Raw genomic sequence first — 19,885 nt, 5'->3', positions numbered from 1 at the left:
ACGTCTCCCAAGAGTGTCGAAGACCTCGGGCCCGTTCCTTGGGTCACTCCCACAGCCTCATTGCCTGCGCCACCGGAGAGATCGATCGGATACATTTATGGTCTTTTCCCCTCAGACGATGTACTGAGGCGATGTAGGGAAGCGATTCACTTCCAGCGTTCGATTGTTTGTCGGATCAGCTCCCGACTGGCGTCGACGTCGAGGGCCTCGGCCTGCAGCCGGTCGAAGGCGATCTCATAGCCGTACACGGTCTCCTCTTCTTCGACGAAGCGTGCATCGAAAAGGGACTCCAGGTACACGACGTCGTGAAACTCCGGCAACTTCAGGTGAAGAAAAGACCCGGTGTGGACCGGATGTCCGGCGTCGAGCGGAAGCACTTGAATCCGGATGTTGGGCTGCCGGGAAACGGTCACCAGCCGGCCGAGCTGGCCCCGCATCACCGCGGCGCTCCCGAAGCCTCGCAAGAGGACGGACTCGTCCATGACCACCCACAGGGTGAGCGGCTCGTCCTCGCGCATGATGATCTGCTGCCGGGCCGTCCTCGCCTCGACCCGGCTGCGCACACCCCCTTACGCGAACCGCGTGATCGGCTGGACCGCCCTGACGACCTCGAGAGCGTAGTCCTCGGTCAGGGTGGCGACTACGGCCAGGATCGCGACCGCGACCAGTACGGCGGCCAACGTCGAATGCAGGAACCACGTCGCCCCAGCGGGAGCTGCCGTGGCCAGCCGTCCGGCGCCCCGCCATCGCTCGGCCAGCCCGCTATGTGGCTGCCCCGCTGCGATCGACCCACGAGACCCACCTCCCCTTATCGGACCTTTCAGATCCTTAAGGCAAAGAAGGGCGGACGCCCTACTCGGGCAAATGTAGTGCAATTTTCACCGATACGCGCGACACGCCTGCGGAATATTGTTGCAAGTTTCCTTACGTTGAGTATTAAAAGGAAATCGCTCCGGCGTCACGATCAAACCCGATGCCACTCAGTCTAAGTTGATCATGGTTTGTAAGCAATCAGCCCCTCTGCATTCCGATTTCGGATGATCGCGTTTGTGTGGCGGAGGTCGGGCGCGCGGCAACGCCGACGCGTCTTGCCGGTCAAGCTGTCGCGGTGACCGGTGGAAGCCAGGCGCGGCCGAGGAAAGCGTCGTAGATGACGGTGACCGCGTTCCGGCCATGTTTGACGGCGGTGGAGACGTAACCATGGATCGCATACCGGTTGCCGGTGGCGTCCGCCGTCGCTGTCGGCGAGGCCGAACTCCTTGAGCAGCAGCGCTCGGAGCCGTCCGGCGATCACCGTTTGTATCCGCGACCGAGTCGAGGAGGTTGAGATCCGCGATGTCGCCGAAATGCAGCGATCGGAACCCCGGAACGCTCCGATGCATCTCGACGTACTCCTCGATGATGGCGTCTACAGCGTCCCACCAGCCGATGTAGTCCTCCGTGATGAACCGGCGGCCCACGCGGGCGACGAAGAGCTCGACGTGGCGCTGGGTCAACGCCTGGGTGATCGCCCGCTTGTCCGGGAAGAACTGGTAGACCGAGCCGATCGCGACACCGGCGCGCTCGGCGATTCGGGTCGTGGTGAGCGCCTCGTAGCCGATCTCGTCCAGCAGCTCGGCGCACGCGTCAAGCATCCGTTCGACGCGCCGGGCGCTGCGGCGCTGGAACGGCCGACGGCGGAGTGGGTCGGGATTGGCGGGGTCGGCGTCCTCTTCAAGCTGAGTGGACATCCCTCCGGGCGGTCAGCCCTGTGCGCTGGCGCAGCGACGCGTACTCGGCCAGGGCCTGCTTGCCGGCCTCGCCGGTCACCGGGATGGGCACGCCGCCGTCGATGCGGGCCGGGGTCCAGCGGTCCTTGAGCACCTTCCTGCCGTTGATCGTGAGGGTGAGCACGCCGGTCTTCCCGGTCTCGGGACCCCAGTTGTAGAAGACGAAGTTGCCCAGGCCGTAGTGGACGTAGCTCCGGCCCGAGTAGCCGCCGCCGACGCAGCCCTGGGTGCGGGTGGCGGCCAGGCCCTCGCGGGCGCCGACAACGGTGAGTTCGCGTCGGGCAACGGCCGGGGTCGGACATGTCCCGACCACCACTTCGCAACCGCGCGAATGCGGTCACGATCCTCGCGGGTCGCGTCCATACCCGTCGCCATGGACGCGACCCGACTTCAAATCACTCGCCCGAGCCCACCCCGAGAACCTTCATGAGGTCGGCGGTGCTGACACGGTAGAGGTCTCCGATGCGGATGATGCGAACGGGAAACTCTCCGTCACGGGCGAGTTGGTACGCCTTGGACCGGCCGATGCCGAGGGCACGGGCAGCGGTCATCAGACCAATAGTGGGCGGCAGGTCCTGCAGATCGCGGAAGGTCATCGGCTTCATGCAATGCCTCCCGACGCCGCTCCCGCCTCGCGGATTCTCGCGACAGCAAGCCGGATAAACGGCTCGTTCAGCTCGATGCCGGGGAACTTCCGGTCGAGTTGCCGCGCGGCTATGCCGGTCGTGCCGCTGCCGGCAAACGGGTCCAGGACGGTCCCGCCGGGACGGCAGCCAGCGGCGATCGCTTTCCGTGGGATGTCGATCGGGAAGGCCGCGAAGTGCGCCGCCCGTAGTGGCCGGGTGGAGATCGGCCAGACGTCCCCGGGGTTCTTGCCGTTGGGGTGAGCTGCGCTGTGCCGCTCCCCCGTCGGCCGCATTGCCGCTCCATGCCGTACACCGGCGGAGTCCTCACCGGCCGTGCCGTACTTGCCTGGGGGCGGCCATGCCGTCGTGATGCTGTTCGGCTCGTTGCCGCCGGCTCGTGCACTCCTGGTGATCGACTCGCCCAACTCGGCCAGCACCTCACGGGCGTCGCCGTTGTAGATGGTCGCGTGCTCGTCGCTCCAGTGCGGCTCGCGCGGCGCGGTCATCGGCGGCACCCGGTGCAGATCTCCCACAGCACGCGGGCCACGCCGTCGGAGCCTTGGGGGCTGCGGGAGCGGTCCTGCCACGTGAGCGGGCGAGGGACGAGACGGAACCCGGCGGCACGCACGCTGGTGCCGGGCTCGTCGATGCGGGTGTGGGCGATCAGCCGCCGGTAGCCCATGCCGCGGGCGGCCCGCCAGGCGGCGCCCAGCAGTGCGGAGCAGGCGTTGGGCGTGCCATCGGTGGCCAGGCAGATGACCTCGGCAGTGCCGCCGTCGTCGAAGACCCATTCAGTGGGCCGATCAACGAACACGACGCCAACAAGGGTTCCGCTGCCGGTCTGGACGCTGGTGATGAACTCAGCGTCGACCGGCGGGGCCAGGTAGCGGTGGGTCCAGGCGACGAATGCGCGTGCGGTCCGGATCGTGACCGGTGAAATCACCAGCCGCGGATTCTCCCGCTGCTCCGGGTTGTTCAGCCGGCCGCCGTAGGCGTTTTCCTGGGTCTCATTCCAGTTCTCCATTGTTTTGTCGGGACACGTTTCTCCGGATGTACGCCCCGGAGCCGACTGCGCGACTCTGAGTGCGTGTGACCAGGGAAGCAGCGGGCTCAGAGCTTGCTCAGATGCCGCCGCACTGAGCTCAGAGGGCGATACTCGGAAGCCGCTGCGGCGCTCAGATAGCGCTTGTCTCTGAGGTTCTGAGAAATTCCTGAGCGATCACGTCCGATTTCCTCTGAGCCGTTTCTGAGGCGGTGCGTACACCGGTTTCGAGACCACGAACCTCTCTCGATCCGGAGCACGAAATGAGCGCCCACCACGTCACCGAATCGCCCCTGGACACCGCGGAGACCTCGTTCCGGCTGCTGACGACAGGCCCCGGCAGCCTGTCCCTGGACTGCGCCACGCTCGCCCCCGATCTGCCGCGAGGCCCGGTTGTCCTGCTGGAGTTGCGGGTGCTGCTCACCAGCCGGCACGTCACCGACGACGCCCGGGACGCCGTCTGGCGGGAGCTGGTCGCCCGCGCCCGTCAGTCCCGATCCACGTGGACCGTCGCGGCCGTGGGAATGGCGATCCCCGCACTCCGCACGATTGCGCTCTCGCTGACTCGTGAGATGTCCTGCGGAGACCCCGTCGACATCGACATTGCGATTCTGGCGGGCTACCTGCGGGCGCTTCACCGCGTGGATCTCGACCTGCCCGACATCCGCCCTCGTCTGTGTGAGGCGGCCCGGCACGCGGGTGAACACACCCTGCGCTACATCACCGCCAAGGCCAAGCGACAGAGGCCAGCGGGCGAGCCGCCTCCACCGTCACGCCCATGGTTCCACCCGGACCTGGTGCTGATCGACGCGGTGGCCGAGGGCGTGCTGAGCGAGCTGGACGCCGAGCTGATCAGCCTGTCACGGCTGGAGGACGAGCCATTGCGGACGCTCGGGCCGGTCCGCAAGCCACGGCACCGCCGTGACGTGACGCTGGCCGGCGGCCTGTGGTGGCTGGAAACCGAACCCCCGACCTCCCCCTCGATCTCTCCTTCATCCACAGATGTGGACGGAGCAGTGCATATGGCTTCCGCGCGGAGCCAGGGAACTCCGGATGCAGAAACGGCAACCGACCCGAAGGGAGGCAGGGGCACTACCCCTGGCTCCGCGCGGATCTCTCCCAATCACCCGTCCGTCGCGGCCCGCCTCCGCTGCGGTGGACGGCAGGGCCCGGCACGCCACCTGAAGGGCCGCTGTTCCCGGCGCATCAGACCCGCGCTGGGTTACCTCATCCTCTGGAGCCTTGCCATAGCGGCAGTCGCCTTCCTGGTGGTTGCCGCCGTGGCAACGGGCGCGTTCGCCGCCTCTGCGGCGGCTGCTGCTCCGTCGGATCTGAACGCGGTCTTCAACAACCTGCGGGGCTGGCTGATCGGCCTGCTGGCCACGTTGGCCACGCTGATGCTGACCATCGGCGGGCTGCGCTACCTGGTGGCCGGCGGCGACCCCGGCGAGGTCCAGAAGGCGAAGGGTGCGTTGAAGGCTGCGGCGTTCGGCTATGCGCTCGCCGTACTGGCTCCGCTGTTCGTGAGCATCCTCAAGCGCGTCGTGGGCGGGTGAGCGCAATGGCCGCTCTCCCCCACCCCTTCCTGGTTGACCGGACCGGTGTCCGTGATGGCAGCCGCCCTGCCGTTGCCGCCCCCACCACCCGCCTTGCCGCTCGGGCGGCAACCGCTCCGCCCGCAGCGGCTCCAACGGCAACGGCGCGGTATGTGCTGCCGGGAGCGGCAAATTTTCGGGCCGCGTCTCTGCGTACGGCGATGCGGGTGGGGATCGCTGCCGTCGTGGCTATCGGCGCTTCTGCCGCTATGGTCACGACGGCAGCCGCCGCCCCCACGCCGTCCCCTTCGCCGTCTCCCTCAGATCTGGGCTCGGTCCCGCTTCCGGACAGCCCGGGGTTCGGGTTCGGGATTGGTGACTGGATCAACGACCAGATCAACTCCTGGTTCGCGAACCTAGTGGCGCTGGCGATCAAGCCGCTGCTCGACCTGCTGGCCGCGACTCTGCTCGCGACTCCCGATGTGTCCAGCAGCGGCAGGGTGTTCGACCTGTGGAAGGCGAACGCCGTGATCGCCAACGCGGCCTTCGTCCTGCTCGCCACCATCGGCGCGATCGCCGCGATGGGACATGAGACCGTGCAGACCCGCTACGCGGTCAAGGAGGTCCTGCCCCGCCTGTTCGTCGCGGCTCTGGCGGCGAACACCAGCTTCACGATCTGCGGCAAGGTCATCGATCTGGCCAACGCCCTGTCGCGGGCGCTGCTCGGGCAGGACTTCGACGGACGGCGGGCCGCGACGACCTTCCTCGTCCACATGATCAACCCAGGACAGCAGCAGATCTTCTTCATCCTGCTCGCCCTGGTCACGGTCGTCCTGCTCGTCGTCCTGCTGATCGCGTTTGTCATGCGGGCCGCCCTGGTCCTGCTGCTGGTGGTCGCCGCGCCACTCGCGCTGGCCTGCCTCGCCCTGCCCTACACCGACGGGCTGGCCCGATTCTGGTGGCGCGCCTTCACCGGGCTCCTGCTCATCCAGGTCACCCAGTCACTCACGCTGATCCTTGCGGTGCGGGTGTTCTTCAACCAGGACGGCCGTCTCCTCCTCGGAGTCGCCCCCACAGGGCAACTCGTCAACCTGGTGCTCACCCTCTGCCTGCTGATCATCCTGATCCGCATCCCGACGTGGATCTCGCGGAGGATCTTCGCGCAGGCGGCCGGGCGCGGTTCGGCAGTCATCCGGATCGTCAAGTACGCCCTGGCGTACAAGCTCACCTCTCCCGTCCTGAACGCCCTCCACCTCGGCCGGGGCGGACGAGGTAGCAGGACCTCCGGTACCGCCGCGCGCACGGTCGCCTCCGCCATGACAGGCAGGGTTCTACCGGCGATCGCCACCGGTCCTGCCGGTGCGGCTACCGCCACTGCGGCGACAGCCACGTCCGCCGTGTCCGCTGCCCTGGGCGGCACCGGCCCGGTGAAACACGCGCCGACCGCCGCCCGACGCCCCGTCCGCGCGCAGGACTGGGAAGCCGCCCCGGCCAAGCACGCCCCGTCTGCTCCGCCGGTGCGGGGCAAGTACCGTCCCGCGCCGCAGGCGTCGCCTCCGGTGCCCCGATCCACGCCGGTGTACGGGTACCCGCGCGAGACCTACTACGCCAACGGCCCCGCCGGGCTGGCTCAGATGTACCGGCTCCGCACCCAGAACAGCCCCTCCATGCCACGAGCGGCGCGGCCTCCGGTCCCGCCGGTCGTGTTCCGGCCACCGGTTCTTCCCACGAGTCCTGCCGACTGGCCCGACAGTCCCAGCGACCGCCGCACCCCGCCCGGAAAGCCGCATCACAAGCCGGGAGGTGACGGCCGATGAGCTGGGTGCAGCCGGTCCGCATCCCTGCTGATGTGGAGCAGGAGGATCGGATCGTTGGTGGGTTCACCGCCCGGCAGGTGGCCATCCTCGGCGGCACCGGGGGCCTGCTCTACGCCGCATACCTGATCGTCGGCGACCGTGTGCCCCTGGCGGTGTGTGCCGCGGTGGCCCTCCCGGTCGGGGTGCTCGGTGTACTGCTGGCCATCGGATGGCGTGACGGCGTCCCGCTGGACCGCTACCTGCTGGCCGCCATCTGTCACCAGCGTTCCCCGAAGGCCCTGGTGTGCACGCCGACTGACATCTCGCCGGCCCCTTCGTGGGTGGCCGCCCGCTCCGGTCGGCGGCCCGCGCCGCTCCGCCTCCCCGCGCGCGGCGTGGCCGGTGACGGCCTCATCGATCTGGGCCCAGATGGCGTCGCGGCCGTCGCGGAGGTCTCCACGGTCAGCTTCGCGCTCCGGACGGCGGACGAGCAGGACGCGCTCGTGGCGGTGTTCGGGCGCTGGCTCAACTCGCTGTCCGGCCCGGCCCAGATCCTGGTCCGCGCCGAACGGGTGGACCTCACCGAAACCGTCGCCACCTTGGTGGAGAACGCCCGCGGGCTCCCCCACCCCGCGCTGACCGCCGCGGCGCACGAGCACGCGGCCTTCCTCTCCGACATCTCCGCCCGGCACGACCTGCTGCGCCGCCAGGTGCTGCTGGTCATCCGCGAACCATCCACCGGGGCCAGCGGTCGTGACGCGGCGGCGGCCCGCGCCCTGCGACGCCTGGAGGAGGCCGCCCGGCTGCTGTCGGCGTGCGGGCTCACCGTACGCCTTCTGGACGCAGCGGCCACGAGCGCGCTGCTGGCCTCCTGCTTCGACCCGACCGCCCCGCCCCTGCCCGACGGCGAGTTTGCCGCGCCGGGCGAGGTCATCACGAGAGGAGACCGCTGGTGAGACTCTCCCGCAGACGTACGACTTCCAGTATCGGGTTCGGCCCGGACGCGATCCAGATCGCGCCCAGGGAACTGCGAGTCGGGGGCGGCCTGTGCGCGACCCTGGCGATTAGCGGCTATCCGCGCGAGGTCACGCCCGGCTGGCTGGAACCGCTGCTCACCTTTCCCGGCCGCCTGGACGTGTCGCTGCACATCGACCCTGTTCCCTCGCTGGTCGCCTCGGACCGGCTGCGCAGGCAACTCGCACGCCTGGAGTCCGGTCTGCGCAGCGACTCCCAGCACGGCCGGCTCCTGGATCCCGGGACGGAGGTCGCCGCCGAGGACGCCCAGGACCTCGCCTCCCGAATCGCGCGCGGGCAGGCCAAGCTGTTCCGCGCCTCCATCTATCTGACTGTCCACGCGGGCAGCCAGGACGACCTCGCTGAGGCGTGTGCCCAGGTGCGGGCGCTGGCCGCCTCTCTCCTGCTGGACGCCCGGCAGGTTGCCTTCCGCCAGCTCCAGGGCTGGGTGTCCTCGCTGCCGCTGGCCTTCGACAACCTGGCCATGGGTCGTACGTTCGACACTCCCGCGCTCGCGGCGGCGTTCCCGTTCACCAGCCCTGACCTCACCGCCGAACTCGGCCCGACGGCGGTGCTGTACGGCGCGAACGCCGCTAGCGCCTCCCTGGTGGCCTGGGACCGGTTCGCTCAGCCCAACCACAACTCGGCGATCATCGCCAGCAGCGGAGCCGGCAAGTCCTACCTGGCCAAGTTGGAGGCGCTGCGGTCGCTGTACGCCGGGGTCGAGGTCGCGGTCATCGACCCGGAGGACGAGTACGCGCGGCTGTGCGCGGCTGTCGGCGGTGCCTACCTCCACCTGGGCGCGCCGAAGGTCCGGCTCAACCCTTTCGACCTTCCCCAGGAGAACCGCAGGGATGGTGATCCGCTGACCCGGCGGTCGCTGTTCCTGCACACGCTGGTCGCGGTCATGCTCGGCGGTCCCCTCGATAGGGCGAGCAAGGCCGCGCTGGACCGGGCGATCCTCGCTGCGTACAAGCAGGCGGGGATCACCTTCGACCAGCGCACCTGGAAGAAGCGCCCGCCCCTGATGCGCGATCTGGTAAGCGCGCTTACCGAAGATGGCGATCCCAAGGCGGCAGAGGTGGCGGCTGGGCTCGCTCCGTACGTGACGGGAAGTCACCGGCAGCTCTTCGACGGGCACACCACCACCCGGCCCGACTCTCATCTGATCGTCTTCTCGCTCCGGGACCTGCCCGAGGAGCTGAAGGCCGTCGGCACGCTGCTCACCCTGGACGCGGTCTGGCGGCGGGTCTCCAACCCGCACAGCCGACGCCCGCGGCTGGTCGTGGTCGACGAAGCGTGGCTGCTCATGAAGGACCCGGAGGGCGCGAAGTTCCTGCTGCGGATGGCCAAGGCCGCGCGCAAGCACTGGGCGGGCCTGTCGGTGGTCACCCAGGACGCCGCCGACCTGCTCGGCTCCGACGTCGGGCAGGCGATCATCGCCAACTCCGCCACGCAGATCCTGCTCCGCCAGGCACCACAGGCAATCGACACGGTCGCCGACGCCTTCCGCCTGTCCGACGGGGAGCGGCAGTTGCTGCTGTCAGCGGATCGCGGTTTCGGCCTCCTGGCGGCTGATTCGGGAGCCGCTCGGGTGGCCTTCCGTGTGCTGGCGAGCGAGCAGGAACACCGGCTTGTCACTTCCTCACCCCAGGAACTGGCCGAGTACGAGGAGTACGAGCTCTGATGCTGCGCGATCTTCTCTACGACCCGGACGCCTTCCTCGATCTGCTGCTGGCCTGGCTGGACGCGCACGCCTGGCAGCTCGCCATCCTGCTGCCGACCGCCGCGATCTTGATCGAGCTGCTCGCCTCCCTGCTCGTACGGCTCCGCCACCGCGCCATGACCGAGGGCGCGCGATGCGTGGAGATCCTGGCCCCGCCTGAGGCCGACCTGTCCGGCGCCGAGGCGCTGTGGAGCAACCTGATCGGCCTGCTCCGCCCGGCCTGGAAACGCGCTCTGTTCGGCCAGCCGCACCTGGCCTTCGAGTACATCTTCGGCGCGGGCGGCGTCCGGATCCGGCTGTGGGTTCCCGGGAACGTCCCTCAGCACCTGGTCGAGCACGCGATCGAGGCCGCGTGGCCGTCCGCGCGCACTGCCGTACAGGAGGCCGCTCCGCCCGTCCCGCTGACCGGGCAGGCAACCGGCGGGCAGCTCAGGATCGCCCGCAGTGACCGGCTCCCGCTTCGGCACGCTCACGACCACGACCCGCTCCGCGCCCTGCTCGGGGCCGGGGTAGGCATGCCCGTCTGGCAGCACGCCTCCGTGCAGGTCCTCGCCCGGCCCGCCACCGGCCGCAGACTCTCCCATGGCACCGCCGGCATCCCAGCGGTCCTGCTGCGGGCAGCCCTTGATCTCCTCTCGCCAGGCTGTGCCCGCGACCGCCACCATGCGGACTACCGAGGACAGGACCACGCCGTACGGCTGGAGCAGTACGCCGAAGCCCGCGCCATCAGGGACAAGGCACTCCAACCTCGATATGAGGTCGCCGTCCGCTACGCCGTGCAGGCCGACGAGGGCGGCGTGGCGAAAGTGCGGCGCAGCGCCATCCGGGGCCGTGCGCATGCCACCGCCTCCGCCTTCGCCCTGTTCTCTGGGCACAACCGGCTCGAACGGCACCGCCTGCCGCTGCCCGCACATCGGCTCGCCTCGCGGCGCTTCGGGCGCGGGTTCCTGCTTTCGGTGCCTGAGCTGGCCGCGCTCGCGCACCTGCCGATGGACTCCGCCGTACCCGGGCTTCAGCGGGCGGGCGCGAACACGGTCGCGCCCTCACCCCAGATCGCTCAGCGCGGGAAGGTACTCGGGTTCGCCGACACAGGACACGAACGGCCGGTCGCGCTGCGGGTCATCGACTCCTGCCATCACATGCACATCCTCGGACCGAACGGCACCGGCAAGAGCACCCTGCTCGCCCACATGATCCTCTCCGACATCCAGGCCGGGCGCGGCGTCGCGGTCATCGACGCCAAAGGCGACCTCATCACCGATCTCCTCGGACTCATACCCGAAGAGGCCGGGCAGCGCATCGCGCTGATCGACCCCGACGACCGCCATCCCAGGCCCGCGCTCAACGTTCTGGACGGAGCCGACCGGGAGACGCTCGTGGACAACATCGTCGGCATCTTCCACAAGATCTACGCCGACTCCTGGGGCCCGCGCAGCGACGACATCCTGCGCGGCTGCGCCCTCACCCTCTCCCGCAACGGCGGCACGCTCGCCGACATCCCCGCGCTGCTCACCGATCCCGTCTACCGACGGCAGCTCGTCGACCAGGTGAACGACAGCTTCCTGCTGGGGTTCTGGAACTGGTACGAGCACCTGTCAGAGCAGGCCCAGGCGCACGTCACCGCACCCATCATGAACAAGCTCCGAGCGTTCATGCTCCGCCCGTTCGTCCGCGACATCCTCGGCTCGGCGCGGTCCACCTTCGACGTGGGCGACATGCTCGACGGCGGGATCCTGCTCGCCCGGCTGCCCAAGGGTGTCATCGGCGACGACACCGTTCGCCTGCTCGGCTCGCTGCTGCTGGCCCAGGTCTGGCAGGCCGCCTCCCATCGCGCCCGGCTCGGCCGTACCCGGGCCCCGGCCGCGCTCTATGTGGACGAGACGCAGAACTTCCTGAACCTTCCGCATGCTCTGTCGGACATGCTCGCCGAGGCCCGCGCCTACCGGCTGTCGCTGGTGCTCGCCCACCAGCACCTGGCGCAGCTCCCGCGCGACTTGCGGCAGGCGATCAGTTCCGACGCCCGCAACAAGGTCTACTTCTCGCTCTCGCCCGAGGACGCACGCGAGAACGAGCACCACTTCAGCCCCTATCTGACCCGGCACGACCTGGCCAACCTGGGCGCCTTCCAGGCCGCCGCCCGCCTGGTCGTCCGCTCCGCCGAGACTGCGCCGTTCACGCTGCGCACTCGGCCCCTTCCCGCGCCTGACGCGGAGCTCGCGGGACGCGTACGAGCCGCCGCCGCACAGGCCCATGGCCGTACACGCGCCTGCCCCGAAGCCCTGCCGAGCAATGACCCGCGGCAGCAACCCAGAAAGGGAGAAATCGAATGAACGAGCACTACACCCCCGGCGTCCTGGCCTCGCTCGCCACCCGGCTGACCGGCCGCGACCGCCACCTGATCCGCATGGTCTGGACCCACAAGGTGCTGACCTGCCACCAGATCGCGCACATCGCCTTCAACGACCCGACCACCGCGCGGCACCGCCTGGTCAAGCTGCACCGCCTCGGTGTCCTGGACCGCTTCCGGCCCAAGCCGCCGACCGGGTCCGCGCCCTGGCACTACGTTCTCGGCGAGCCCGGCGCGGCAGTACTGGCAACCGAGGACGGCATCGACCTGCCCGAGTTCGGCTACCGCCGCGACCGGGCCCTGTCGATCGCCTACAGCCAGCGGCTCGCCCACACCATCGGAACCAATGAGGTCTTCGCCCGCCTGTACGGCACCGCCCGCCAGACGAGCGGATGCCACCTGGAAACGTGGTGGACCGAGACACACTGCGCCGTGCAGTGGGGCAAGCACATACGCCCCGACGCCTACGGCAGGTGGACGGAGAACGGCCGCACGCTCGACTTCTTCCTCGAATACGACACCGGCACCGAGACCTTCGACCGGGTCCTGGCGAAGCTGTCCGGCTACGCCGCCCTCGCGGCGGCCACCGGGATCACCACCCCCGTCCTGTTCCTGACCGCATCCAAACGCAGGGAGAGCGGCCTGCACAGCCGGCTCCAGCTCCGCGCGGCCCAGATGGCCGTCCCCTGCGCCATCGCCGTTGCCGGGCCCGACGGACCGGAAAGCTCGATCTGGCTACCGCACGACCGCCGAGACGTCCGACTCCGCCTCGCCGAACTCGCCGATCACTGGCCCCAGCCGACGACCTCCAGCGAGGAGGGATGCCGTTGATCGTCGAGACGGGGCTCGCGAAGGTCCTCGCAGCGGGCGGAACCTTAATCTCCGGCATCGTCCTGGTCGGCAGCTTGGCCGGAGGTGCCAGGTACGCGGCCACGGCCGCCAGTATCGGGATCTCCGACACCGTGTGTGGCTACGCCGAGACCGCAGGGCTCCCGAGCATGGCAGACAGCGAACCGACCATGTCCGACCTGTCTCCCGCCATACGCGCAGAGGTGCGCGGCGGCATCAAGACCGCCGCAGCACTCGGCATCCCGCGTGACGCGATCGTCGACGACGTCTTCACGGCTCTTGCCGATGAGATGCCAGGAACCGATCCCGCCCGGATCAGAAAGCAGGCCGAGCAGGTCGTCACCTCGGTCGCCGCCGAGCTGTGTGCCGAACTGCCAACTGAAAGCCTTCCCGTTGATGCCGTGGCAGGGGCGAGCCGTGGCATGGTCGCCCTACAGGCGGCGCTCGCCATGCGCGGCATCCCCTACTCCTGGGGCGGCGGCGGGCCGAGCGGCCCAAGCTACGGCATCGGCCGCGGCGCCCGGACCAAGGGTTTCGACTGCTCCGGGCTGGCCGAATACGCCTGGGCAAGGGCAGGCGTGCGGATCGGCACCACAACCTACGAACAGTGGCGGGCAGGAGTTCGCGTCCCACGCTCTCAGATTCAGCCGGGCGATCTGATCTTCTACGAGACCAATTCGTCCATTCCCGGTCCCGACCACGTCGGCATCGCGATCGACGCCACTCGCATGGTGCACGCGCCGTTCACCGGCAGCACCATACGCGTCGACACCTGGGCCGGCGTGCCCAGCCGAGAACGCGCGCTCGTCGGCATCATCCGGCCCACGTGACGCCCACTACGGGCCACATCGCGGTGGAGCCCACCCCGGGATCCCCTGCACGGCGCTGCTCGCGTCACTCCTGATCTCTTCTCCCAGCGCTCGGCCCCCTATGGGCCGAAGTGCGGTCACACCACGCCCAACACACGAATGGAGTTACTCATGCGAAAGCTCGCCACCGTCCTGACCGCGCTTCTCTTCCTGATCGCGATGGCCCCTGCCGCCTCGGCCGACGGCAAGGGCTGGCACGACGACCGCTACTCGTACGGCTCGGTGAAGGTCAGCTCAGACCGCAGGCACATCACGGTGTGTGACACAAGGGCCGACAGCGTCGAGGTCTGGGCGGAATACGCGACGTCCTTCCTGCTCATGCACACCGTCAAGGACGAGAAGGGCGGTGACGTCGACTGCGAGGAAGACAGCGTCTTCTTCGGATACATCACCGTGTTCAAGCTCTGCATCCGCCGCAACGGGTTCAAGGAGTGCAACCCGTCCATCTGGATCAAGCGGTAGACCGCCGACTTGTCCTGACCCCGCATTCCGTGAGGATCGCGGCGGCTGCCCGGGAGTTCTGGCGGCGGCGCGAGGGGAGGCCGTAGGCTCGTAGTGACCGATCTCAGCCTTTCTTTGGTCAGAGAGTTGAAGTTGGTCAGAGGGCCGGTTCTTCACGAGCCGGCCCTCACTCGTCGCCCAGGCATCGCTGAAGCAGGAGGAACCCGGGCATCGCCTCCCTTGGGCGGATCCCCACATCGAAGATCTCCGGTTCCTCGAAGACGGGCTCCCCGCTGGGGCGGCGCGCGTAGGCGACTCGGCCGTAGTCGACACCATCGCCCAGGTCGAAGCTCATCCATGTGATGGCTTCCTGCTCGCCCTCCTGGAGCGGATGGTTCGACACAGCTCGTAGGGCGATCGTGCTCGGCGGTTGGAATATCCACACCTGGGGGACGGCCAGCACCCAGCGAGCGGCAGCGATCTCTCGTGCCTTCCCCGCCACTCTGTCCTCGAACGCCGCCGCCGTCGTCGTGTCGCGCAGATAGTCGTAATCACTCAGCACGAGCTTGCGCTCGCCTTCGATCGCGGCGATCGCTGGGCATTCCCGAGCCACGATGTTCTTCTCCAGGCGCCGTACCACGTCGAAGAGCAGGTCCAATGTCTCAGCGTTCATCTGGCCTTCCCATCTGCGCCGTCCCCGTCCACGCGCGGTGCCCGGGCAGTGAACGCTAACGTGTTCCGGGGTCGGCGCGGCGGAGTTCACAGCGGAAGCCGATCGGGCTTGCCGATCCCCGGAATGCCCACAGCCGCAATCGCTAGGCTCGTACGGTGAGCGCCGGGCGAACCTTGGTCCTGTGGGACATCGACCACACGCTGATCACCATCGGTGGCCTCAGCCACGACATCTACGCCGACGCTTTCCGGTCCGCGACCGGCCAGGTCATGCGACAACTCGCCGACATGACCGGCCGTACTGAACGGGCGATCGCGGCGGACACCCTGCGTCTGCACCACATCGAGGCATCTGACCGCCTCCTCCACTCCTTCGGTCTCGCCTTGGCCGATTCCTTCCTCACCTACGAGGACGCGATCAGGAAACGCGGGCGGGTACTGGGCGGAGCAACCGAGGTGCTCTCCAGACTCGCCGACCGTCCGGACGTCGTCCAGTCCGTACTCACAGGGAACATGGAGCCGATCGCGATCGGCAAGCTCAAGGCGTTCGACCTGGATCGGTTCGTGGACTTCGACGCGGGCGCGTACGGGATGGACCACGAGGAGCGCCCCGAACTGGTACGGCTGGCGCAGCAACGCGCGACCGCCAAGTACGGATCCGCGTTCACCGCCGACAACACGGTCCTGATCGGAGACACACCCAACGACGTCCTCGCCGGGCACCTCGGCGGCGCGAGGGTGGTCGCCGTCGCCACCGGCTCGTGTGGCGCGGACGCCTTGCGCGAGGCAGGCGCCGAACTCGTTCTCACCGATCTCAGCGACACCCCGGCTGTCATCCGCGCCATCCTCGGCGTGACGGACGGGGCTCAGTAGGACGACGCCCGCACCTCTTCTGCCAGGTCACGCACCTGCGGCACCTTCTTGTAAGCCGACAGGTCGTCCATGAACTCGGTGAAGCGCTCTCGCACCCGTGCCGAGCCGATGGCGGAGGACATCCGGTGCGCGTTCCCGCCGATGGCGGCCGCGTGGGCGACCTCCCCCTTGCTGAGATAGGCGGCGGCCAACCGGATCGTGTAATGCGCCAGGTCTCTGGCGTGCTCCGGTGTCCTCGACCGTACGAGCGAGATGGTGTCTTCGATTTCCGAGATCGCGTCGTCGGCCTGTCCCAGGTCCAGGAAACAGGCGCCGCGCTGGGCGGAGAGCTCTATCTCGCCGACGTATCCGACCCAGCGAGGCTCCTCCTCATCCGCCGTTTCGGCGTACACGGCCTGCGCCAGATCCAGGCTGCGCTTGCATGCGTCAGCCTCTCCGAGCCGGGCATGGGCACGTGCGGCGCGGTTGTGCGCTGTCGCGCGGGCGCGTGGGGATACTCCCGCGCTGGTGAGGCCGATCGCGGTGCGTGCCAGTGCGAGCGCCTTGTCCGGTTGGTCGCGGTAGAGGGCGTGCAGGCTCATGTAGCCGAGGGCGTGCCCGGCCAGGGAGGGGTCGTCGGCCTCGTGTGCCGCGTAAATCGTGGCGGTGAGGTACCGGCTGGCCTCCGCGTGCCTGCTCGCGTCGATGGACAGCCAGCCCGCGATCTGGGTGAGGCCCGCCATGGCCAGGTACAGGCGACGCGTGTCGTCCGCTCGCAGGCCGGGCGAGCCGAACAGGCCGGCCGCCGCCTGTGCCTGACCTGCCACAACCTGGCACAGCTCGTTCCCGCCGAATTCCGCGTCCAGGCGGTAGAGCCGACTGAGCAGCGCTTCGACCGATTCGACGGTGAACCCTGGAGGCAGCACCCCGGCGCCTGCGGGTGGAAGTACCAGCAGGGAAACGATCTCCTCGTCTTCGGGCAATTCCCCAAAAAGCGCTTTCTCTTCTATTTGCAGAGCCCTGCTGAAGAGCAGCCTGTAGCGCTCGCTGGGAGTGCTGATCTTTCCCGATTCCCAGCGACGGATGGACCGGACGAGCGCTTCGTGGTCCGGCAGGGAACTCGCGTCCCCACCTGCGGCCTCGCGCAGCTTGCGGGCCATCGCGTGCACATCCCACAGGCGCGCTTTGCGCTCGGCTCGGATACGCGCGAACCAAGAGGACACCATCGGACAAACACCTCCGAAACTCCGCAGCGGAACGTATAGGGTTTTACTCGCCGATATTCGAGATGGCGGCGGAGCGCCAAAGTCTGACGCGCGGCGCGAATGTACCGCTAATCGAATGATGGTGGTACAGCCAACGCGAAGAGACGCCGCGAATCCGTCAGCGAGGTCGTCGGCACCTTGAGGGAAACCGCGATCATGCGTAGCGTTTCCAGCCGCACGTCTCTCCGCGCGTCCTGCTCAAGCTTGCGGATGAGCGAGGCGGACACGCCGACAAGGTCGGCGAGGCCCTGCTGGGATCAGGCCCCGGCGCACACTGCGGATGCGTTCGCCTATCGTGGCCACGAATCCATGCTAAAGACGGGCCGCTCAAGCGTGGCGTGATTGCGCTCGGCCGAACCAGTTAGCGGATAACGGGAATGCCCAGCTTGGCCGTAAACTCGGCGGTGAAGACGACCATGACATCATCGGTAGCGAGGTAGTAGACCTCGCCTGGCGGCCAGTCCGCCGGTCGGCCGGCGGCGATCCACACTGTCCTCTCCCGCGAGCACAGCCGGATCGCGAGCGGCAGTCGAATGCCGCCTTCGCCATCTTCGGACCAGACAATCTCAACACGCGTTAGTTTCCTACCTACCAGACTCGACCAGCGCGGGTGATTGGTCACTTCGATGGGAGCCGACCCGCACGGCTCTCCGATTCGCCGCAGGTGAGCGGTCATCGGCTCAGGGAAGAGCTCAAGCCCGTAGTGCTCGAAGCTGCTTCCCCATACAGCCGAAAAGCAAGCGCCATCGTCGGTGAACAGCTCGACGCCCATGGTCGGCTGGTGCCAGGGTCCGAAGTCCCAGTCCTCGACATCGCGGCCGTCCTCCCCGTCTGTCAGTGGGTAGTAGACGACTTTTCGGATGCGTCTGCCTCGCAATAGGGCAGTCGTCCGCTCATATTTCACCGCGGTCAGCAACGACGACACCGGTACAGCATCGCTCGACACCGACAACTGAGCCATCCATATTCCTGGCGACCCATTGGAATCCCCAGCGTCCATCCCTCCTGGGACCACTCCCTCCCCGACTACGTAGCCTGCAACACCCTGGACACCCAGCGCCTCACCATCATCGAAACCGCATCGCGTCGAAGACCATGGAGTCTGATCGGCGGGACGGGACCGCTCGTTCCGCCGTGTCCGCCTGTACGGCGGTGCCGCACTAAGATCGCGTCCCGTGCTTTCGGATAGTTCCTGGCGGATTATCAGGATTGGATTAGTAGGTCTGGTTCTTGCGGCGGCGGTCGCGGGCCTGGTGATCGGCGACGCCTGGCTCTGGGTGGCCGTCGAATGGTCGCCGCCGGCCTATGCGGAGTTCTACGCGCGCGACGGGTTTGACACCCCAACGGCTGTGGCGCTGCTCGTGGCCGCCCTGGTGAAGGCCGCGCTCCTGTGGCTGATCCTGCGTGCCCCCGCGCCGGGACCGCTGGACCGCCGGGCGAAGGCGCTGCGCCGACTGCTGTATCTGGCGGTGGTGTACACCCTCGTGCCGTGGTATCCGATCGCGCTGCTCCCCGACGCGGTCGATGCGGCATTCCAGCTCGCGCTGTGGACCGCGATCGACGTCCTATACCTGCTCGTTATCCGCTGGCGGTCCCGCATGCTGCGCGCGGCGGCCGGAGCGATGTTCGCGGTCGAGCTGGTCGGGATGGCCAACGAACTGCTCGACGAACTCGACCTCCCAGAGCTTGGATCGGGCGGCATCGTCGAACTGGGCTTGATACTGGGCGGATTGGCGGCGACCATCATCACGGTCGTCGGGCAGCGGCGCGACGGCCGGTGGAGCCGCGGCACGCAGGCCGCCGGGTGGTTGTCGGTGGGCGTCTACGCGCTGGTGATCCCGCTCAACGTTCTCTTCGGAAGGATCTCCAGCGGCCATCTGGCGATGCTGGTCATGATGGACGCGGTGGGGCTCGTCAGCACCGTGTGGATCGCGGCGACCGCCCGTGAACTGCCCGCCGAGGGGCACCCGGCGGACCTTCCGCCCGCGCGGCGGCGCATGATCCGCGTCGCGGTGGCGGCCGTGGCCGTACTGCCGATCACCGCACTGATCCACCCGGAGCAGACCCCGCACCTCACCTACACCGGCTGGTCGATGGACTGCTATGACGGGCCCAGCTTCGGCGACCTGAAACCTGCGGAACGCCACGCCGCGTTCCTGTGCCGAGCGCGGAGCACAGAGGGCGGAGTCCCGCCCATGTTCCCGGACAGCCTGTCGGACCAGGAGATCCTCGCGTATGGGCGGGCGCTGTGCCGTACAAAGGACCGCGACGAGCAGGAGGCGATTCTGACGCGGGCCGGGAGCGCGCGGCCCGCCTGGGGCGCGGACCCGTGGGACCTCGTCTACGTCTGCCCGGAGATCGTCGGCGCAACCCGTCCCGAGCTGCTGCGGTCGACCACGGAGACGGAGGCGGCGAACGCCGCCTACATCGCCGAGGAGAACGCGAAGTGCCGCGACCCGTGGCCCCGGACGAAGGGTGTCGTCCAGGCCACGGCCAAATACTTCCTGTTCGCCGACGGCGATCCCGGCTATCTGGTCCACGACCCCGAAGACGAAGCAGCCGACGAGGCGGCGGAGCAGGCGATGGACAAGGTCTACGACGACAGCACCCTCATCGGGGTGGCCAGCGGCGCGGTGCTCATCGGGCATTTCGAAGACGTCGTTGATCTGTGCCTTACAGTGAAGGCCTTCCGCACCCCGCCGCCACAGCGGACGGCTGGGTGGGAGCAGGTCAACGAGGTGTCGATCGTCAGCCGCAGCGGCCAGCTCACCGTGCCGGAGATGGGCGAGGGCGGAGACGTGGGCGCGGGTGCCCCGATGCCGAACCTGGCGATCACGGGGAAGGGCCGCTACCGGCTCCGTGTCTACGTGCGGGTCAACGATGCAGGAGAGGAGCACCTGGTCGTCGTGTTCCCGGGCGCGTCAAGGAAGAGGCTTAAGCTGAAGCCGTGAGTGGTAGCAGGGCGCACACTCTTCTCCGTCGCCCTTCTATGAGCGGCCGAAGATAGCCACCAGGACAGGGCCTGCTCGGTCAGGTCGAGGGCCGCACCTCCCGGACGGTGGTCGACTGGCTGGACGCTCGG

General features: G+C 68.4%; 18 protein-coding genes and 2 pseudogenes. 10 read left to right on the top strand and 10 right to left on the bottom strand.

Annotation, left to right across the window (positions count from 1 at the left end; translation table 11 throughout):
- Positions 1 to 146: 146 nt before the first annotated feature.
- From QSK17_RS11740 to QSK17_RS11715, 6 genes and pseudogenes are all read right to left on the bottom strand, one after another.
- The gene (locus QSK17_RS11740; protein ID WP_285704678.1) at positions 147 to 563 is read right to left on the bottom strand and encodes a DUF5753 domain-containing protein; all 417 of its coding nucleotides are present in this window, start codon (positions 561 to 563) and stop codon (positions 147 to 149) included.
- Between the two features lie 671 nt (positions 564 to 1,234).
- Positions 1,235 to 1,730 (bottom strand): annotated as a pseudogene (locus tag QSK17_RS11735) (TetR/AcrR family transcriptional regulator); the annotation flags it as partial.
- A complete protein-coding gene (locus tag QSK17_RS11730; RefSeq protein WP_352231788.1) occupies positions 1,714 to 2,085 on the bottom strand; it encodes a hypothetical protein in 372 nt (123 codons plus the stop codon). The gene QSK17_RS11730 and the pseudogene QSK17_RS11735, both read right to left, overlap by 17 nt.
- 79 nt (positions 2,086 to 2,164) lie before the next feature.
- Positions 2,165 to 2,374 (bottom strand): helix-turn-helix domain-containing protein, encoded by a 210-nt coding sequence (locus QSK17_RS11725; protein ID WP_285704677.1) that lies wholly within the window; start codon positions 2,372 to 2,374, stop codon positions 2,165 to 2,167.
- The gene (locus QSK17_RS11720) at positions 2,371 to 2,901 is read right to left on the bottom strand and encodes a DNA-methyltransferase (RefSeq protein WP_285704676.1); all 531 of its coding nucleotides are present in this window, start codon (positions 2,899 to 2,901) and stop codon (positions 2,371 to 2,373) included. The genes QSK17_RS11725 and QSK17_RS11720 overlap by 4 nt, the downstream gene beginning before the upstream one ends.
- Entirely contained in the window at positions 2,898 to 3,419 is a 522-nt protein-coding gene (locus QSK17_RS11715; protein ID WP_285704675.1) for an XF1762 family protein, read from the bottom strand. The genes QSK17_RS11720 and QSK17_RS11715 overlap by 4 nt, the downstream gene beginning before the upstream one ends.
- 281 nt (positions 3,420 to 3,700) lie before the next feature.
- Between QSK17_RS11715 and QSK17_RS11710 the strand changes: the two genes are divergently transcribed.
- The 8 genes from QSK17_RS11710 to QSK17_RS11675 all read left to right on the top strand — a co-directional run bounded on the left by QSK17_RS11710 (position 3,701) and on the right by QSK17_RS11675 (position 14,035).
- On the top strand, positions 3,701 to 4,993 hold the full coding sequence (locus tag QSK17_RS11710) for a hypothetical protein (RefSeq protein WP_285704674.1): 1,293 nt from the start codon (positions 3,701 to 3,703) through the stop codon (positions 4,991 to 4,993).
- Positions 4,994 to 5,241: 248 nt separating this feature from the next.
- The gene (locus QSK17_RS11705; RefSeq protein ID WP_285704673.1) at positions 5,242 to 6,789 is read left to right on the top strand and encodes a conjugal transfer protein TrbL family protein; all 1,548 of its coding nucleotides are present in this window, start codon (positions 5,242 to 5,244) and stop codon (positions 6,787 to 6,789) included.
- Entirely contained in the window at positions 6,786 to 7,724 is a 939-nt protein-coding gene (locus QSK17_RS11700; RefSeq protein WP_285704672.1) for a PrgI family protein, read from the top strand. The genes QSK17_RS11705 and QSK17_RS11700 overlap by 4 nt, the downstream gene beginning before the upstream one ends.
- The gene (locus tag QSK17_RS11695; RefSeq protein WP_285704671.1) at positions 7,721 to 9,469 is read left to right on the top strand and encodes a VirB4 family type IV secretion system protein; all 1,749 of its coding nucleotides are present in this window, start codon (positions 7,721 to 7,723) and stop codon (positions 9,467 to 9,469) included. The genes QSK17_RS11700 and QSK17_RS11695 overlap by 4 nt, the downstream gene beginning before the upstream one ends.
- Entirely contained in the window at positions 9,469 to 11,838 is a 2,370-nt protein-coding gene (locus QSK17_RS11690; RefSeq protein ID WP_285704670.1) for a type IV secretory system conjugative DNA transfer family protein, read from the top strand. Before QSK17_RS11695 ends, QSK17_RS11690 begins: the two co-directional genes overlap by 1 nt.
- Positions 11,835 to 12,686 carry a replication-relaxation family protein gene (locus tag QSK17_RS11685; RefSeq protein WP_285704669.1) on the top strand — a complete coding sequence of 284 codons (852 nt, stop codon included), beginning with the start codon at positions 11,835 to 11,837 and terminating at the stop codon, positions 12,684 to 12,686. Before QSK17_RS11690 ends, QSK17_RS11685 begins: the two co-directional genes overlap by 4 nt.
- Entirely contained in the window at positions 12,677 to 13,534 is an 858-nt protein-coding gene (locus tag QSK17_RS11680; protein ID WP_285704668.1) for a C40 family peptidase, read from the top strand. The genes QSK17_RS11685 and QSK17_RS11680 overlap by 10 nt, the downstream gene beginning before the upstream one ends.
- A 150-nt stretch (positions 13,535 to 13,684) precedes the next feature.
- Positions 13,685 to 14,035 carry a hypothetical protein gene (locus QSK17_RS11675; RefSeq protein ID WP_285704667.1) on the top strand — a complete coding sequence of 117 codons (351 nt, stop codon included), beginning with the start codon at positions 13,685 to 13,687 and terminating at the stop codon, positions 14,033 to 14,035.
- 166 nt (positions 14,036 to 14,201) lie between these two features.
- On the opposite strand, the gene QSK17_RS11670 is transcribed toward QSK17_RS11675, so the two are convergent.
- A complete protein-coding gene (locus QSK17_RS11670) occupies positions 14,202 to 14,687 on the bottom strand; it encodes a hypothetical protein (protein WP_285704666.1) in 486 nt (161 codons plus the stop codon).
- 155 nt (positions 14,688 to 14,842) lie between these two features.
- Between QSK17_RS11670 and QSK17_RS11665 the strand changes: the two genes are divergently transcribed.
- The gene (locus tag QSK17_RS11665) at positions 14,843 to 15,559 is read left to right on the top strand and encodes an HAD family hydrolase (protein WP_285704665.1); all 717 of its coding nucleotides are present in this window, start codon (positions 14,843 to 14,845) and stop codon (positions 15,557 to 15,559) included.
- Here the strand turns inward: QSK17_RS11665 and QSK17_RS11660 are convergent.
- From QSK17_RS11660 to QSK17_RS11650, 3 genes and pseudogenes are all read right to left on the bottom strand, one after another.
- The gene (locus tag QSK17_RS11660) at positions 15,553 to 16,698 is read right to left on the bottom strand and encodes an NsdA family TPR-like regulatory protein (RefSeq protein ID WP_285704664.1); all 1,146 of its coding nucleotides are present in this window, start codon (positions 16,696 to 16,698) and stop codon (positions 15,553 to 15,555) included. The genes QSK17_RS11665 and QSK17_RS11660 overlap by 7 nt on opposite strands.
- Positions 16,699 to 16,871: 173 nt before the next feature.
- Positions 16,872 to 17,048, bottom strand: a pseudogene (locus tag QSK17_RS11655) (helix-turn-helix domain-containing protein); the annotation flags it as partial.
- Positions 17,049 to 17,164: 116 nt separating this feature from the next.
- Positions 17,165 to 17,764, bottom strand: a complete 600-nt coding sequence (locus QSK17_RS11650) for a hypothetical protein (RefSeq protein WP_285704663.1) — start codon at positions 17,762 to 17,764, stop codon at positions 17,165 to 17,167.
- 214 nt (positions 17,765 to 17,978) lie between these two features.
- Between QSK17_RS11650 and QSK17_RS11645 the strand changes: the two genes are divergently transcribed.
- Positions 17,979 to 19,754: a hypothetical protein gene (locus QSK17_RS11645; RefSeq protein ID WP_285704662.1), complete on the top strand. Its 1,776-nt coding sequence runs from the start codon at positions 17,979 to 17,981 to the stop codon at positions 19,752 to 19,754.
- Positions 19,755 to 19,885 lie beyond the last annotated feature (131 nt).

The sequence above is a fragment of the Microtetraspora sp. NBRC 16547 genome (genome assembly GCF_030268965.1).
Lineage (GTDB): Bacteria > Actinomycetota > Actinomycetes > Streptosporangiales > Streptosporangiaceae > Microtetraspora.
The sequence above is the reverse complement of the archived record's forward strand: the minus strand, read 5'-3'. Positions and strand labels throughout refer to the sequence as shown.

Bases quoted from the DNA above. Each gene is read 5' to 3' on its own strand.
- QSK17_RS11725 (WP_285704677.1), bottom strand. From the start codon at position 2,374: ATGAAGCCGATGACCTTCCGCGATCTGCAGGACCTGCCGCCCACTATT.
- QSK17_RS11720 (WP_285704676.1), bottom strand. From the start codon at position 2,901: ATGACCGCGCCGCGCGAGCCGCACTGGAGCGACGAGCACGCGACCATC.
- QSK17_RS11715 (WP_285704675.1), bottom strand. From the start codon at position 3,419: ATGGAGAACTGGAATGAGACCCAGGAAAACGCCTACGGCGGCCGGCTG.
- QSK17_RS11710 (WP_285704674.1), top strand. From the start codon at position 3,701: ATGAGCGCCCACCACGTCACCGAATCGCCCCTGGACACCGCGGAGACC.
- QSK17_RS11705 (WP_285704673.1), top strand. From the start codon at position 5,242: ATGGTCACGACGGCAGCCGCCGCCCCCACGCCGTCCCCTTCGCCGTCT.
- QSK17_RS11700 (WP_285704672.1), top strand. From the start codon at position 6,786: ATGAGCTGGGTGCAGCCGGTCCGCATCCCTGCTGATGTGGAGCAGGAG.
- QSK17_RS11690 (WP_285704670.1), top strand. From the start codon at position 9,469: ATGCTGCGCGATCTTCTCTACGACCCGGACGCCTTCCTCGATCTGCTG.
- QSK17_RS11685 (WP_285704669.1), top strand. From the start codon at position 11,835: ATGAACGAGCACTACACCCCCGGCGTCCTGGCCTCGCTCGCCACCCGG.
- QSK17_RS11680 (WP_285704668.1), top strand. From the start codon at position 12,677: ATGCCGTTGATCGTCGAGACGGGGCTCGCGAAGGTCCTCGCAGCGGGC.
- QSK17_RS11675 (WP_285704667.1), top strand. From the start codon at position 13,685: ATGCGAAAGCTCGCCACCGTCCTGACCGCGCTTCTCTTCCTGATCGCG.
- QSK17_RS11670 (WP_285704666.1), bottom strand. From the start codon at position 14,687: ATGAACGCTGAGACATTGGACCTGCTCTTCGACGTGGTACGGCGCCTG.
- QSK17_RS11660 (WP_285704664.1), bottom strand. From the start codon at position 16,698: ATGGCCCGCAAGCTGCGCGAGGCCGCAGGTGGGGACGCGAGTTCCCTG.
- QSK17_RS11650 (WP_285704663.1), bottom strand. From the start codon at position 17,764: ATGGCTCAGTTGTCGGTGTCGAGCGATGCTGTACCGGTGTCGTCGTTG.